Source organism: Enterobacter cloacae complex sp. P16RS2, assembly GCF_014982155.1.
Classification (GTDB): domain Bacteria; phylum Pseudomonadota; class Gammaproteobacteria; order Enterobacterales; family Enterobacteriaceae; genus Enterobacter; species Enterobacter cloacae_M.
Map to the genome: position 1 here is coordinate 71,467 of NZ_JADCKW010000005.1, position 14,289 is coordinate 85,755.

Consider the following 14,289-nt stretch of genomic DNA (forward strand, 5'->3'; position numbering starts at 1 on the left):
GCCCCTCAGTCCACATGGTCCTGCCCGCCATATTTGGCTTTCAGCCGGGCAACGACCCGGTCCATTGCTCCGCGCTCTTTTGCAAACGTGCGGGTATAACGCTCCTTGCCCTGCAAGCCCAGCATCGGTCGCCAGACCTGCGGTGGATTATGCTCAGCGCCTTTATTGACAGGGTCATTCTCGTCCGGCTGACAGGCCGCAGCTACCTCCGCAGGCCATTCCGGTATTTTGCAGGTCAGCATGACCAGCCAGCGCGGAAAACTGAGAACAAAAAAGAGAGGCAACTGCAGCGCATTCACCAGCAGACCGAGACGTCCGAACCACTGCTTGCTGAGGTAGAGCAGTCCGAACAGCCAGCCTTCTTTCTGTTTTTCAACCGGCGGGCACCAGGCAATGGAGTCCGCGAGGTCCGGGAGATACTCATCCCCTTCTTCCATATAGCAGCGGATAAATTCCCAGTACATGGTCAGGTCTTCGGGGTCCCAGGCCAGATTAATAGGAAGGGGGAAAGTTCGCGTGATCGTGTCCCCGTCATCTCCTATAACACACCCTATAATGGCCCATTCTGTAATGGTGAAATTCTTTCCATTGGTCAGAACAAAGCGAAAATCCTGCCACGGTATCGACAAAACATCTCCACCGGACTGGTAGACATACACCATCCCATTTTTACGGTTAAAGCGGATCGGGTAATAGGTACTGAAAAAAACTTCAGAGACCATTATCCGGCTTGCCCCCCAAGATAGCAGTAACATAACGATCCAGAGAATGATGGCAACAATCCATATGCCAATGCTATGAAAGCCAGTTTGTAACAGTGTAATTAGTGGCTGAAAAAACAAACCCAGGAACAGACAAAAAAAGAAAGCTCCCGCAAATGTCCAACCTCCACGCCATCTGTAATTCCGATCAACCAGCTCCAGGTACGTTGAGTTCAGCCGCACCACGCTGTCAAATCCGTAAATCCCTTTCACATCCGGGTCGCCCGTTTTCTGCGAATAAACCCGGGAGACGCCTTTATCACTGAGGCGGAGAAACATTTTATCGAACTGTTTGGACGGGTCGGCAGGGAATCGTTTAAAGGGATTAAACATGCGCGCTTCCTTGAGCCGTCAAAGCCATATAGCCCTCCTTTTCTATTTGTGCATCCGGGCAGATAGCCGGGATGTCACTCTCGCCCGGCGGCACCCGACGCCACTGTGTGCTGAGCAGCCAGGTCTGTATGTCGTTACGGGTATGGCTTAACAGCCAGGCTCCCGCCCCCAGAACCAGCAGCATCCCAACAAATATCCCTGTAGGTCCCAAGAAAAAGACCGCCAGTTCCGATCCGGCCAGAATGGTCCTCGTGATACCAAAGAATGAAAGAATAGCAACCGAGATCTCGCTACCGCCCCCGACAGTCATCATCCCGACACCGAGAGCATTTATCAGATGGGTGATACCGATATCTGTCTTTCCGCTATTAAGTCCCTTCCAACCGCTATCTATTTCAGTCCCGGTGTAAACCAAACCGCCAACATATCCTAACCTGTTAAAGAAACTCGATCCGACGACTTTCATTACTCCGTTTCTTATCGTGGACACTGCCGATGGTACTTCCAGCCTCATCAGTGGCGTCATCGCCAGCTTCAGCGCTTCCGCCGTTGACGCCACCGCCATGCTGGCATTGGCACCGAACACCGTCGCTGCTTTACTATCGGACGGCAGGCCGCTGTCTTTCATACCGTACCCCAGCAACATCCACTGAAAGTACGCTGAGAACACCGTCCCGCCAAACGTCATGCCTTTCGCCGCCATCTCCGTCGCCAGCGTGCCGGGTTTCATCCCGCTCAGTTGCGCCACCGATGAGCCCAGCGATTTCGGGAACAGCATTCGCGCCAGCTCGTCCTCCGTGAGCATTGCCGTACTGAGCTTCGCCAGCCGCTCTTTAACCGGCAGGGCGGCCATTGCCTTCGCTTCCTGCACGTCAATAATCCGCGGCAGAGATATTTTCTCCAGCGAGCTCTCCGGAAGCTCCTTCACCAGTCGGTCGGTCAGCTTTTGCATCGCGGTATATAATTGCCCGCCGCTGCGTCCACTCATTTCCAGCATCCCGGCCATTCCCCGGGTCATCGCCCCGACAAAGTTTTTCGTCCCCGGCACCACGCTGACGGCTGAGAACGCCTTACCCTGCATCGCCAGTATCCCGACAGCAAAGCGCACTGGCGTCCCTTTCACCATCAGATCCACCGATTTCATCATCGTGTCAGACCAGAGCATGCTGAGCTTTTCCAGCCCGGTCAGGATCGCACTGGCGTAGCTGCCGCTGTACTCCTTCGCGCCGTCCGCCAGACGGTCCCAGCTTATGCCCAGCCACCAGTCTGGTCCGCCGCTTTTCAGCTGTGCGTTCACCTCGGCAATCCAGCCATCATGATTAAAGAAGGCCGCTCGCTGAAGAAAGTTTTCCGGCGTCAGCGGAGCCTGATTCAGCTGCTGATCGATGTGGGTAATCACTCCGCCTTTGTCGTTCATTCCTGCCAGTACTTTCGCTACTGTCTGGATATAGCGTCCGCCGCTGTGCGCGCAGGTCGGATCAAAGTGCTGCACAAAGTAATTCGCCATCGCCGGTCCCTGCAGCCAGGCCAGATACATCCGGGTGATGGGAATGACTGAACTGTTGTCATACTCGGTCAGCCAGTCTTTCAGTGTCTGACTGAATGTCTGTGTCTTCGCCCGGTCGATGTATTTTTCGTAGCCGGTCTGCCATGCCTCATCCACCCGGTCCTTCCGGCTGGCCTCATTCAGGACATGCATCCGGTCGGCCATGTCCGGAGCCGGAAATCTCGGTCCTGCTGGCGTGTCCCTGCCGTAGCGCATCTGGCGCTCATAGCTTTCATCCCCGGCTTCTGCCCGCAGGTAAAAATAATTACGCATTGCCAGTTCGACGCTGCCGAGCATTGTCAGCAATGCAGTGCCACGGCTCAACTCCGGATCCGTGGCGATAGCCTGCTGCATCCGGTAGCGTGCCAGGGCTGAAATCTCCGTCGCCACCCCAACCGGGTCAGACAATATCAGAATCGCACCGCTGCCCGCGTTCAGATTATCTGCCGCCTGTCGTAAAGCGGCCGCAGAATGACTACTGACCGCTTTGAGGGGAGAGGGAGTCCAGGCTTTAAGGGTGCTGTTGCGCAGTCCTGGACTGTATTCAGCCACGCAGCTGGCGAGTTGACGGAAGGGCAGGGCCTGCTGGCCGCTGTGGCTGGCAAGCCAGGCATCCATATCAAATTTCTGCATATACTGGCGCCGCCAGGCGACATCTTCATGCTGTTTGCGTACCATCGGTGTCCACGACTCTTCAGACCACGCAAACCAGTACACCCCGTTAAGGATTCCGGCGGGCTTTACCGGCAGTGTCACCAGGGAAGCGGTTGCCAGTTCATCTGGTCGGGTAATACAGGGGGTAATGTCCCCGCTTTCCACGCGCGGCGGCACGGTGCCGTCCTCTGGAAGAGGATAAAAATAGCCGTCGCCGGTAGCATAATAGTTAATCCAGCGTTGTGAACGTTCCGCCCAGATGTATAAAAAGCCCTGCCTCAGCAGACGGGCGGTATAGTCTGCACCTCCTTCGGCCGTTACAGGTACGGTGATACTGCCAGATAAAGCCGGTAACGCGTCACCTTTTTCCATGATTGCCGGACGAACCGGCAGGACGGGTAAACCGACGCGCTGGCAGAACTTACATCCCTTTTCATTGCTCATGATGAATCCATTCTTCTTCTGTCAGGTAAGCCCGTCCGGTAAGCAGGAAAGGTAACCCTGAAATTGTGGCGGTTATTTACTCATAATACACCGTAAAGACGTTAACCTAAGCTAAATTTTCTTTATTTCGCAAGCAGTTAGTGCGCACCTGCTGTGCAGGGAAAGTACGATGTGATATGCAAAATATGTGGCAAACGACGGCGATTGAATGAACGGTTATTCTGGAGAGCCGAAACTATCAGGAGACGCTCCGGGGGAGTGTCATTGCAGTATAAAAAGAGGAGATATCTAAACCTGTGTTAACTTCACGGTTTGGGTGATGATAAAAACAAAGGCCATCCGATAAAAGATGGCCTGTTAAATTACTCGATATCCAGCGGATCTTCGGAAAGGATAATGCCGGTATTATCGGCGTAGAGATGGTCCCCGGAGAAGAAGGTCACGCCGCCGAAATTGACGCGCACGTCGCTTTCGCCGATTCCATCACCTGCCGCCCCTACCGGTATGGCCGCGATGGCCTGAATCCCGATATCCAGGTCTTCCAGATCGTCCACCTGACGCACGGAACCGTACACCACAAGGCCTTCCCACTCATTCTGAACGGCAATGCCGGCCAGTTCAGCATCAATTAATGCACGGCGCACGGAACCGCCGCCGTCGACCACAAGAACGCGGCCGCGGCCATTCTGTTCGAGCAGATCGTACAGCAACCCGTTGTCCTCGAAACATTTCACCGTGACGATTTGACCGCCAAACGACGACCTCCCACCAAAATTGGAGAACAGCGGTTCAACGACGTTGACATCTTCCTGGTAGATGTCACAAAGCTCGGAGGTATCGTATTTCATAGGTTTAACGCTCAGTTGCTGCGAATGTGTTCAGTATATCGTGCGAAATGCGTTGTTGGCAAAATCATCAATTGTTAATTGATATTTGTCAGCTAACGCAGCGTCTGGCTTAAAACAATCCCAATGACGAACAACAGGTTAGTCAGCAACGCGCCTTTTACCGTGCGTTCCAGCATTGGCGGCATGGCGGACGGGCTGAGTTCACGCATCACAAAGCGGGCCTGCTTAATCAGCAGCGGCGCGGCAAGCACAAACAGCCAGCCCCACAAGCTCTGCAAGGAAATCAGGTTAAACAGTGCCAGGCAAACCAGCGCGCCAATGAGCAGACAGGCGTGATAGCGGCGCGCATTGACCGGCCCAAGACGAACCGCCAGGGTGTTTTTGCCGTTCTCGCGATCGCTGTCGATGTCGCGCAGGTTGTTGATGTTGAGCACCGCCGTCGCCAGCAGACCGCAGGCGGTTGCGGGCAGGAACAGGGCAGGGATCACCGTATGCGCCTGCAGGTACCAGCTTCCCATCACGCTCAGCCAGCCGAAGAACATCAGTACGGAGATATCCCCAAGCCCAATATAACCGTAAGGACGCGTGCCGACGGTGTAGGTGATGGCCGCGATAATGGCCAGTAAACCCAGCACCAGGAAGCCAATGAAATCGCTGGTGGTCTTAGACGCCACCGTCACCAGCGCAAGGCCGGATACGCAGATCAGCGCTACGGTGATAATCAGCGCGCGTTTCATCTGCGCCTGGGTAATCACCCCTTTCTGCATTCCGCGCAGTGGCCCTATGCGGTCCGGCTTGTCGCTGCCTTTTACCGCGTCGCCGTAGTCGTTGGCGAGATTGGAGAGAATTTGCAGCAGGCCGGCGGTAATCAGTGCCAGCGCGGCGACCAGCGGATCAAAATAACCCTGCCACCAGGCAAGGGCGGTGCCAACGATAATCGCGGCAAAGGCCAGAGGAAGCGTTTTAGGGCGCAGACTTTCGAGCCACGCCTGAGTACGGCTGATGTCAGTCATAAGTATTTAGCCAATAAAAATGGGGGCATTAGCCCCCATTAAACGTGATGAGAATCCAGTAACCGCGATTATAGGATAAAACGGCTCAGATCTTCATCTGCCACTAACGCATCCAGATGTTTACTCACATATTCTGCGTCAATGGTAACGGTTTGACCGTTAAGGTCGCTCGCGTCGTAAGAGATATCTTCCACCAGGCGTTCCAGCACGGTATGCAGGCGACGCGCACCGATGTTCTCGGTGGTTTCGTTGACCTGCCATGCGGCCTGGGCAATACGCTTGATACCGTCTTCGGTGAACTCGAGGTTCACGCCTTCGGTCGCCATCAGCGCTTTGTACTGTACGGTAGCAGAGGCGTTCGGCTCGGTCAGAATACGTTCGAAATCTTCGGTGGTCAGCGCCTGCAGCTCAACGCGGATAGGCAGACGCCCCTGCAGTTCGGGGATCAGATCCGACGGGCTGGCAACCTGGAACGCCCCTGAAGCGATAAACAGGATGTGGTCCGTTTTCACCATGCCGTGCTTGGTGGAGACGGTACAGCCTTCAACCAGCGGCAGCAGGTCGCGCTGAACGCCTTCGCGGGACACGTCCGGGCCGGAGCTGTTGCCGCCGCGCTTACAAATTTTGTCGATTTCGTCGATAAACACGATACCGTGCTGCTCAACCGCGTCGATAGCGTCCTGCTTCAGCTCTTCCGGGTTTACCAGCTTCGCCGCTTCTTCTTCAATCAGCAGCTTCATCGCGTCTTTGATTTTCAGCTTACGCGCTTTCTGCTTCTGGCCGCCCAGGTTCTGGAACATGGACTGCAGCTGGCTGGTCATCTCTTCCATGCCCGGAGGCGCCATGATTTCCACACCCATTGGCGCGGCAGCGAGATCGATCTCAATCTCTTTGTCGTCCAGCTGGCCTTCACGCAGTTTTTTGCGGAATGCCTGACGCGCAGCGGACGGTTCCGCCTGCTGCTCTGCCTGGCCCCAGTTGTTTTTTGCCGGTGGGATCAGCACGTCGAGAATGCGCTCTTCGGCCATCTCTTCCGCGCGATAGCGGTTTTTCTCGATCGCCTGGACGCGCACCATCTTGATCGCCGAGTCGGTCAGATCGCGGATGATGGAGTCCACTTCTTTACCCACATAGCCCACTTCGGTGAACTTGGTGGCTTCAACTTTGATGAACGGCGCGTTAGCCAGCTTGGCCAGACGACGGGCAATTTCGGTTTTACCGACGCCGGTTGGACCGATCATCAGAATGTTTTTTGGCGTCACTTCGTGGCGCAGCTCTTCGTCAAGCTGCATACGACGCCAGCGGTTACGCAGAGCGATAGCCACGGAGCGCTTGGCGTTATCCTGGCCGATAATGTGTTTGTTCAGTTCGCTGACAATTTCGCGTGGGGTCATTTCAGACATGGGAGATCCTTACGCTTTGGAGGTCAATTCTTCGATGGTGTGGTTGTGGTTGGTATAAATGCAGATATCGCCTGCAATATCCAACGCCTTCACCGCGATATCACGCGCGTTCATGTCGGTATTTTCCAACAGCGCGCGGGCAGCAGCCTGGGCATAAGGGCCGCCAGAGCCGATGGCAATCAGGTCATTTTCCGGCTGAATCACGTCACCGTTACCGGTGATGATAAGCGATGCGGTTTCATCGGCGACCGCCAGCAGCGCTTCGAGCTTGCGCAGCATGCGGTCGGTACGCCAGTCTTTCGCCAGCTCAACGGCAGCTTTCACCAGATGACCCTGGTGCATTTCCAGTTTGCGTTCAAACAGTTCAAACAGCGTAAAGGCGTCCGCCGTGCCGCCTGCAAAACCGGCGATCACTTTGTCGTTGTAGAGGCGGCGCACTTTTTTCACGTTGCCTTTCATGACGGTATTACCCAGCGTGGCCTGGCCATCACCGGCGATTACCACATGGCCGTTACGGCGTACACTTACTATTGTTGTCACGAGCAGACCCCCTGGTTACAGAATCGGGAAACAGAAGCCCTGAGCCTGTGCTCAGGGCTGAATTAAATGATAGATGGGGGGGATTTTGGGGGTTTCAACCCCCGGAGGCGAGTCGAATGCAGTTTGTGTGACCGGCGATTTTCAACCGCGAAATGGTGCCATCGGCATTTTCTTTGCCTTTGACCGGACCAATCACCACGCGATTCCAGCCGTTATTGGTGGTAATACGCGAATCAAACCCTTCAAAGGCCAGCTGCGCGCGCACCGTTTCCGCCTGCTCGGCACCTTTGAACGAACCGCACTGCACCATCCAGCGGCGCTCGTCTTTTTTCTCAGCCGTCTGCTTCGGCGCTTCGGTCTCTTTGGTGACCGGCGCGGCCTGTTGCGTTTTCGGCTGCTGCGCGGTGGTATGCGCTGGCGTCTGGAGCAGATCCTGATACGGCTGAGCCGCCTGTTTCTGCGGCTGCGTTTTCGGCTGCTGCTGAACAGGCTGGGACTGCGCCGTACGCGTCTGCTGCTGGTATGGCTGTTCCGTTACCCGCGGCTGTGCTTTCGGCTGCTGCACCGGCTGGGTTTGCGCCCACTGCTGCTGCTGTTGTTGCTGCTGCTGGATTTGCTGTTGCGCCTGACGTCGCTGCAGCGTTTGCTGGCGCTGCGCCGGGGTCTGCTCATTCCAAGGCACTTCGTTCAGCTGCGTAGGCTGCTGGCGCATATCGGCCTGCATTTGGGCCAGCAGCTGGCGCTGTTCATCCGTCAGCTGATTCGCATTCTGCACTTCACCACCCGCAGAAGGTTCGGTTGGCGCACGCACCCCGGGCTGACGGCTTTCCAGCTCTTTGATATAGCGCCAGCGCTCTTCAGGCTTCGGAGGAAGGCCGTTTCCGGCAACTTTACTGGCCTGAAGCGCCTCAGACTCTTCTTTTTTATGGTGCGTGATAAAGTACAGGCCACCAATAAAGGCGACGACTACAGCCGCAGCAATAGCGACCATTGCTGGCGAGACAGCAGGCAGGTTACGTTGCTTTTTCCTTGAGCTACTCTTTTTGCGTCGCGAAGGTGCCGGCTGGCCGCGACGTACATAATCTCGTTGTGCCACTATCGTTTCGCTGTATTTATTCGTTCGTCAGTCCGCCATGTTACTTAAGCGGCGGGGCTTTGACCAGATAAGGGTATCCGAAAGACGTTTACTTTAAGTCAATGCCTGGGTAGTGCCGCGGACAATCAGTTCACAGTCCAGCAACCGCGAGCCGCTGCTAACTGTTTGACCGTGAAGCTGATCCAGCAGAAGAAGCATCGCTTCGCGGCCGATTTGGTAGCGCGGCTGAGCGACCGTTGAGAGCGGCGGATCGCAAAATTCTGAAAGCGAAATATTGTCGAATCCGATGATCGATAAATCTTTCGGTATCCGCAGGCCGCGGCGTTTGGCGTACGATAATGCGCCCAGCGCCATCACGTCGCTGTGACAAAATACGGCGGTTGGCGGCTCAGGCAGGTCCAGAAGTTTCTCCAGCGCTTGTCCACCCGCGGCGAAGGTAAAATCACCGCGCGCAATGTAGTGCGGATCGACGGTGACGCCGGTACGGCGCAGCGCCTGAACGTAGCCCTGTAAGCGATAGTGACACAGCGGCATCTCTTCAGGTCCGGCAATACAGCCAATACGCTTATGCCCCAGCTCCTGGAGATAGTTTACGGCGTTGAACGCGGCGGTGAGGTTATCAATGTGGACCGTCGGCAGCTCCAGCTCCGGCGCAAACTCGTTCGCCATCACCATCGGCGGTAAATTACGCTGCTCTTCAATGCTGGCATCAAAAGGCAGGCGAGAGCCAAGCAGCAGCATGCCGTCGATCTGCTTGGTGATAATGAGATCGATGAAGGTTTTTTCCTGCTGGTTCTGATGAGCGCAGTCGCCAATCAGCACCAGGTAACCCTGTTCCGCTGCGGTGACTTCAATACCGCGGATAATCTCGCTGAAGAAGGGGTCACAGATGTCCGGCACAATCACCAGGATGGTGCGCGACTCGTTGCGTTTGACGTTACGTCCCATTGCCTGCGGAAAATAGCCCACTTCAAGCGCAGCCTGCTCTACCCGGTTACGGGTCGCCTGGGAGACTTTATCCGGGTTCATTAATGCGCGGGATACCGTTGCCGTAGAGACTTGTGCTTTCTGGGCAACGTCTTTCATGGTCGCCGGTGCAACCTCTTTCCTGGACTTCAACGTCTTCTCCTCGCCTGAACACCGAACTTCTGACATCACCATTTTTACAGATAGTTAATGGAATCGGTTACAGAATTTTCATAAAAAGTGTGAGGAGCGTTAAATTTTTCGATCCGTCTTCAGCCTTCGATGGGATCGACGTCCAGTACCCACTTCACTTTTCGCGCTTCCGGCAGCGTGTTGATGAGCGCCAGCGTGCCGCTGACGATATGCTGCAGGCGAACGCGTGAGGGGTGCTGAAGTAAGATTTGCCAGCGAAAACGCCCCCCGCGCTTTGGTGCGAGTGCCGGCACAGGGCCCAGGAGCCACAGCTGATTATCCACCAGCGGGCTGGCCTGCAGGAGATTTCTCAGCTGCTGCAGGAAAAGCGGCGCCTGCTGGTTGTTATGATCTTCCGCGCGGATGATGACGTGGCTGGTCCACGGCGGCAGCTGCATGGTCTGGCGTTCGGCCAGCGCCTGCTCGGCAAAGGCGTCATAGCCTTTATGCAGCAGGGTTTGCAGCAGCGGATGCTCAGGGTGGTGCGTTTGCAACACCACTTCGCCCTGTTTACCGGCGCGACCGGCACGCCCTGCCACCTGGGTATAAAGCTGGGCGAAGCGCTCGGCTGAGCGGAAATCTGCCGAGAACAGCGCGCCGTCTACGTCCAGCAGGGCAACCAGCGTGACGTCCGGGAAGTGGTGGCCTTTGGCCAGCATCTGCGTACCAATCAGGATGCGTGCGCCACCGCGATGCACTTCCGCCAGCTGCTCTTCCAGCGCGCCCTTGCGGCTGGTGGTGTCCCGGTCGATACGAGAAATCGGCACGTCCGGGAAGAAGGGGCCAAGCGCCTGTTCCAGCTGTTCCGTCCCCAGACCGACCGGCACGATATGCGTTGAGCCACACGACGGGCACTGGCGCGGCACCGGGCGCTGGCTGTCGCAGTGGTGGCAGCGCAAATGCCGCTGGGCCTGATGGAAGGTGTAGTAGTGGTCGCAGCGCGGGCACTCGGCAATCCAGCCGCAGTCGTGGCACAGCAGGGCGGGCGCGAAACCGCGGCGGTTAAGGAACAGAATGACCTGGTTCCCCGCCTGCAGGTGCTGGCGCATGCGGGTAATCAATGCCGGCGCTAGCCCGGCCTGAACCTGCTGACCTTTCAGATCAAGCACGTGCTGAATGGCCGGGCGGGCATTCCCCGCCCGACGCGTCAGGCGCAGCATATGGTATTTACGCTGGCGCACGTTGTGCAGCGTTTCGAGCGCAGGCGTGGCGGAGCCGAGAATAATAGGAATCTGCTCACTGTGCGCGCGATAAACCGCCAGGTCGCGGGCGTGATAGCGCCAGCCTTCCTGCTGTTTATAGGAGCTGTCGTGCTCTTCGTCGATCACGATAACGCCAAGATTTTTAAACGGCGTAAACAGCGACGAGCGGGTGCCGATCACAATCGCCGCTTCGCCGTTTTTCGCTTTCAGCCAGGCGCTGAGGCGTTCGCTGTCGTTCAGGCCGGAGTGCAGCACCTCAACCGGCGCGTTAAAGCGCTCGCGGAATCGGGCGATGGTTTGCGGCGTCAGGCCAATTTCCGGCACCATCACCAGCGCCTGTTTGCCCTGCGCGAGCACGTTTTCCAGCACGCTCAGGTAGACTTCGGTCTTGCCGGAACCGGTGACCCCCGCCAGCAGCCAGGCAGAAAAATGATCGGAGGCGCTATGAATCGCGCCCACGGCGGTGGCCTGCTCGGTATTCAGACGCAGGCGATCCCCTGAAACGGAGAAACTCTCCCGCCAGTCGTAAAGAGCGGGGGCTTCGCTGGCCAGTTCGCTCAGCCCTTTCTTTCTTAAGGCCTGTAGCGCCGTTTCGCTGACCTCAAGCTCGTCGACCTGATGTCGCCAGATTTTTCCCTGACGCAGCGCCGCCAGCGCCTGCTGCTGTTTCTGCGATCGCTTCAGGCTGTTGATGTCCACCGCCTGGCCCTGCTCGGTGGCAAACCAGTACCACATCGGCGCATGGCTGGCGCTTTTGCCCTGGCGCAGCATAATCGGCAGGGCGTGGAACAGCACGTCGCCAATCGGGTGATGATAATAATCCGCCGCCCACAGCAGCAGTCGCCAGGTGCTGGTAGAGTAAACCGGCTCGCTGTCCAGCACCTCAACGACTGATTTCAGCTCATTAAGCGGTAGCTCGCTTTTATCGCTGACGGAGACGACGATCCCCACGCGCTGCTGTTTGCCAAACGGCACGGTCACGCGGCAGCCCGCTTTGGCGCTCATGCTGTCGGGCAGCAGATAGTCAAAGGTGCGGGGAAGCGGAACGGGCAGGGCAACGTGAGCGACGGGCATCGAATCTTCCTGACTTGAAAAGTGGCGCGTTAGTATACACATTAGTAAAAGCGGCGTGCGGATCAGTTTGCATACGTTGGTCAAATTCTGTATGATTCGCCGCCTTTGGTGTACTTTACGCCAAAGAACTTACAATCAACATCGCGTGGTGTCTGGCGTTAGGGCTGGAAGAGCGACGCGGCCTTAACTGAGGTTCTCCCATGAAAAAAGATATTCACCCGAAATACGAAATGATTACTGCAAACTGTTCTTGCGGTAACTCTATCCAGATCCGCTCTACCGTGGGTCACGATCTGAACCTGGACGTGTGCGGCAAATGCCACCCGTTCTACACTGGTAAGCAGCGTGACGTTGCAACCGGTGGCCGTGTTGACCGCTTCAACAAGCGTTTCAGCATCCCGGGCGCTAAATAAGTTTCCCGAAAAAAAGGCACCGCAAGGTGCCTTTTTTGTATCCGCTTCTCAGTATTCCCACGTATCCGGGTCAATACCCAGTTCACGCATGATCACCTTCGCCTCTTCCGGGATTTCATCACTGCGCTCTTTGCGCAGATCTTCATCGTTCGGCAACGGTTGACCGGTAAACGCATGCAGAAACGCTTCGCACAGCAGTTCGCTGTTGGTCGCGTGGCGCAGGTTGTTCACCTGACGACGCGTACGTTCATCGGTGAGGATCTTCAACACCTTCAGAGGAATGGAAACCGTAATTTTCTTTACTTGCTCACTCTTCTTACCGTGCTCAGCGTATGGGCTGATATATTCGCCGCTCCATTCAGCCATGAGATACCTTTAATCCTCTCAGTCATTTATTTAAAGGTGCAAAACCTGTAACCACCCGTTTTGAACCGCAATCTTGTCTAGTTTACCGTAGAGACGATACCGTGGCACGGATATTGCCGCTGCAGCGTGCACTAAAGCATATAATTTTAACGGCTATTAGCGCATTGCTCAATCTATACGCAAAGAAGTTTAGATGTCCAGATGTATTGACGTCCATACTTTCAATGTTTACTCTGGTGCCTGACTTTTCACCTCATTCGCCAGGAAGCCCTCACCATGACGCGTAAACAGGCCACTATTGCAGTGCGTAGCGGATTAAATGATGACGAGCAGTACGGCTGCGTTGTCCCGCCGATTCATCTTTCTAGTACCTATAACTTCACCGGATTTAATGAACCCCGCGCGCATGATTATTCGCGTCGTGGCAACCCTACGCGTGACGTGACCCAGCGCGCGCTGGCCGAGCTGGAAGGTGGCGCAGGTGCAGTATTAACCAATACGGGGATGTCCGCCATTCATCTGGTGACCACGGTGTTCCTGAAACCGGGCGATCTGCTGGTTGCGCCGCACGACTGCTACGGCGGCAGCTATCGCCTGTTTGACAGCCTGGCGAAACGCGGCTGCTATCGCGTGCTGTTTGTCGATCAAAACGACGAACAGGCGCTGAAACAGGCCCTGGCAGAGAGACCGAAGCTGGTTCTGGTGGAAAGTCCAAGCAATCCATTGTTGCGCGTTGTCGATATTGCGAAAATTTGTCAGCTCGCAAGGGATGCGGGAGCGATAAGTGTAGTGGATAATACGTTCCTCAGTCCGGCCCTTCAGAACCCGCTCGCACTGGGTGCCGATCTGGTATTGCATTCATGCACTAAATATCTGAACGGCCATTCTGATGTGGTGGCGGGCGTGGTGATTGCTAAAGATCCCGACGTTGTCACCGAACTGGCATGGTGGGCCAATAATATTGGCGTCACCGCGGGGGCCTTCGACAGCTATCTGCTGTTGCGCGGCATCCGCACGCTGTCGCCGCGCATGGACGTGGCGCAGCGCAATGCCCAGGCGATTGTCGATTTCCTGAAAACCCAGCCGCTGGTGAAAAAGCTTTATCACCCGTCGCTGCCGGAAAATCAGGGGCACGAGATTGCTGCGCGTCAGCAGAAAGGGTTTGGCGCGATGTTAAGTTTTGAACTGGACGGTGACGAGCAAACGCTGCGTCGCTTCCTGAGCGGGCTGTCATTGTTTACGCTGGCGGAATCCTTAGGTGGGGTTGAAAGCTTGATCTCCCACGCCGCGACCATGACGCACGCAGGTATGGCACCCGAAGCACGTGCCGCCGCCGGAATTTCTGAGACGCTGCTGCGTATCTCAACCGGCATTGAAGATTCTGAAGATTTAATTGCCGATCTGGAAAATGCCTTCCGGATCGCAGCCAAGGGGTAAT

12 protein-coding genes are annotated in these 14,289 nt (G+C 56.1%); 2 read left to right on the forward strand and 10 right to left on the reverse strand.

The window, feature by feature from the left end:
• Positions 1-5: 5 nt before the first annotated feature.
• From INF68_RS02000 to priA, 9 genes are all read right to left on the reverse strand, one after another.
• A complete protein-coding gene (locus tag INF68_RS02000) occupies positions 6-1,094 on the reverse strand; it encodes a DUF6708 domain-containing protein (RefSeq protein WP_126786988.1) in 1,089 nt (362 codons plus the stop codon).
• The gene (locus INF68_RS02005) at positions 1,087-3,738 is read right to left on the reverse strand and encodes a T6SS effector BTH_I2691 family protein (protein WP_126786987.1); all 2,652 of its coding nucleotides are present in this window, start codon (positions 3,736-3,738) and stop codon (positions 1,087-1,089) included. Before INF68_RS02005 ends, INF68_RS02000 begins: the two co-directional genes overlap by 8 nt.
• Before the next feature lie 362 nt (positions 3,739-4,100).
• Complete coding sequence (gene rraA / locus INF68_RS02010; RefSeq protein ID WP_023309687.1) at positions 4,101-4,586, reverse strand: ribonuclease E activity regulator RraA; 486 nt, start codon at positions 4,584-4,586, stop codon at positions 4,101-4,103.
• Positions 4,587-4,678: 92 nt separating this feature from the next.
• Positions 4,679-5,599 (reverse strand): 1,4-dihydroxy-2-naphthoate polyprenyltransferase, encoded by a 921-nt coding sequence (menA, locus tag INF68_RS02015; protein WP_126786986.1) that lies wholly within the window; start codon positions 5,597-5,599, stop codon positions 4,679-4,681.
• Positions 5,600-5,667: 68 nt separating this feature from the next.
• Entirely contained in the window at positions 5,668-7,002 is a 1,335-nt protein-coding gene (gene hslU, locus INF68_RS02020; RefSeq protein WP_023309685.1) for an HslU--HslV peptidase ATPase subunit, read from the reverse strand.
• Positions 7,003-7,011: 9 nt separating this feature from the next.
• Entirely contained in the window at positions 7,012-7,542 is a 531-nt protein-coding gene (gene hslV, locus INF68_RS02025) for an ATP-dependent protease subunit HslV (RefSeq protein ID WP_008501802.1), read from the reverse strand.
• Between the two features lie 94 nt (positions 7,543-7,636).
• Positions 7,637-8,638 (reverse strand): cell division protein FtsN, encoded by a 1,002-nt coding sequence (ftsN, locus tag INF68_RS02030; RefSeq protein ID WP_126786985.1) that lies wholly within the window; start codon positions 8,636-8,638, stop codon positions 7,637-7,639.
• Between the two features lie 93 nt (positions 8,639-8,731).
• On the reverse strand, positions 8,732-9,757 hold the full coding sequence (cytR, locus tag INF68_RS02035; RefSeq protein ID WP_023309683.1) for a DNA-binding transcriptional regulator CytR: 1,026 nt from the start codon (positions 9,755-9,757) through the stop codon (positions 8,732-8,734).
• 119 nt (positions 9,758-9,876) lie between these two features.
• Positions 9,877-12,072, reverse strand: coding sequence for a primosomal protein N' (gene priA, locus INF68_RS02040; RefSeq protein ID WP_109846426.1), 2,196 nt, complete (start codon positions 12,070-12,072; stop codon positions 9,877-9,879).
• Positions 12,073-12,272: 200 nt separating this feature from the next.
• On the opposite strand from priA, the gene rpmE reads away from it, so the two are divergent.
• Complete coding sequence (gene rpmE / locus INF68_RS02045) at positions 12,273-12,485, forward strand: 50S ribosomal protein L31 (RefSeq protein ID WP_003862040.1); 213 nt, start codon at positions 12,273-12,275, stop codon at positions 12,483-12,485.
• Positions 12,486-12,533: 48 nt separating this feature from the next.
• Here rpmE and metJ read toward each other — a convergent pair whose 3' ends face one another.
• A complete protein-coding gene (gene metJ, locus INF68_RS02050) occupies positions 12,534-12,851 on the reverse strand; it encodes a met regulon transcriptional regulator MetJ (RefSeq protein ID WP_007369220.1) in 318 nt (105 codons plus the stop codon).
• A 276-nt stretch (positions 12,852-13,127) separates the two neighbouring features.
• Here metJ and metB point away from each other — a divergent pair, with 276 nt between their 5' ends.
• On the forward strand, positions 13,128-14,288 hold the full coding sequence (gene metB / locus INF68_RS02055; protein ID WP_045404245.1) for a cystathionine gamma-synthase: 1,161 nt from the start codon (positions 13,128-13,130) through the stop codon (positions 14,286-14,288).
• Position 14,289: the final 1 nt, after the last annotated feature.

Coding starts and splice junctions, on each gene's coding strand:
- metJ (WP_007369220.1), bottom strand. CDS start 12,851: ATGGCTGAATGGAGCGGCGAATATATCAGCCCATACGCTGAGCACGGT.
- hslU (WP_023309685.1), bottom strand. CDS start 7,002: ATGTCTGAAATGACCCCACGCGAAATTGTCAGCGAACTGAACAAACAC.
- menA (WP_126786986.1), bottom strand. CDS start 5,599: ATGACTGACATCAGCCGTACTCAGGCGTGGCTCGAAAGTCTGCGCCCT.
- INF68_RS02005 (WP_126786987.1), bottom strand. CDS start 3,738: ATGAGCAATGAAAAGGGATGTAAGTTCTGCCAGCGCGTCGGTTTACCC.
- INF68_RS02000 (WP_126786988.1), bottom strand. CDS start 1,094: ATGTTTAATCCCTTTAAACGATTCCCTGCCGACCCGTCCAAACAGTTC.
- priA (WP_109846426.1), bottom strand. CDS start 12,072: ATGCCCGTCGCTCACGTTGCCCTGCCCGTTCCGCTTCCCCGCACCTTT.
- rpmE (WP_003862040.1), top strand. CDS start 12,273: ATGAAAAAAGATATTCACCCGAAATACGAAATGATTACTGCAAACTGT.
- rraA (WP_023309687.1), bottom strand. CDS start 4,586: ATGAAATACGATACCTCCGAGCTTTGTGACATCTACCAGGAAGATGTC.
- metB (WP_045404245.1), top strand. CDS start 13,128: ATGACGCGTAAACAGGCCACTATTGCAGTGCGTAGCGGATTAAATGAT.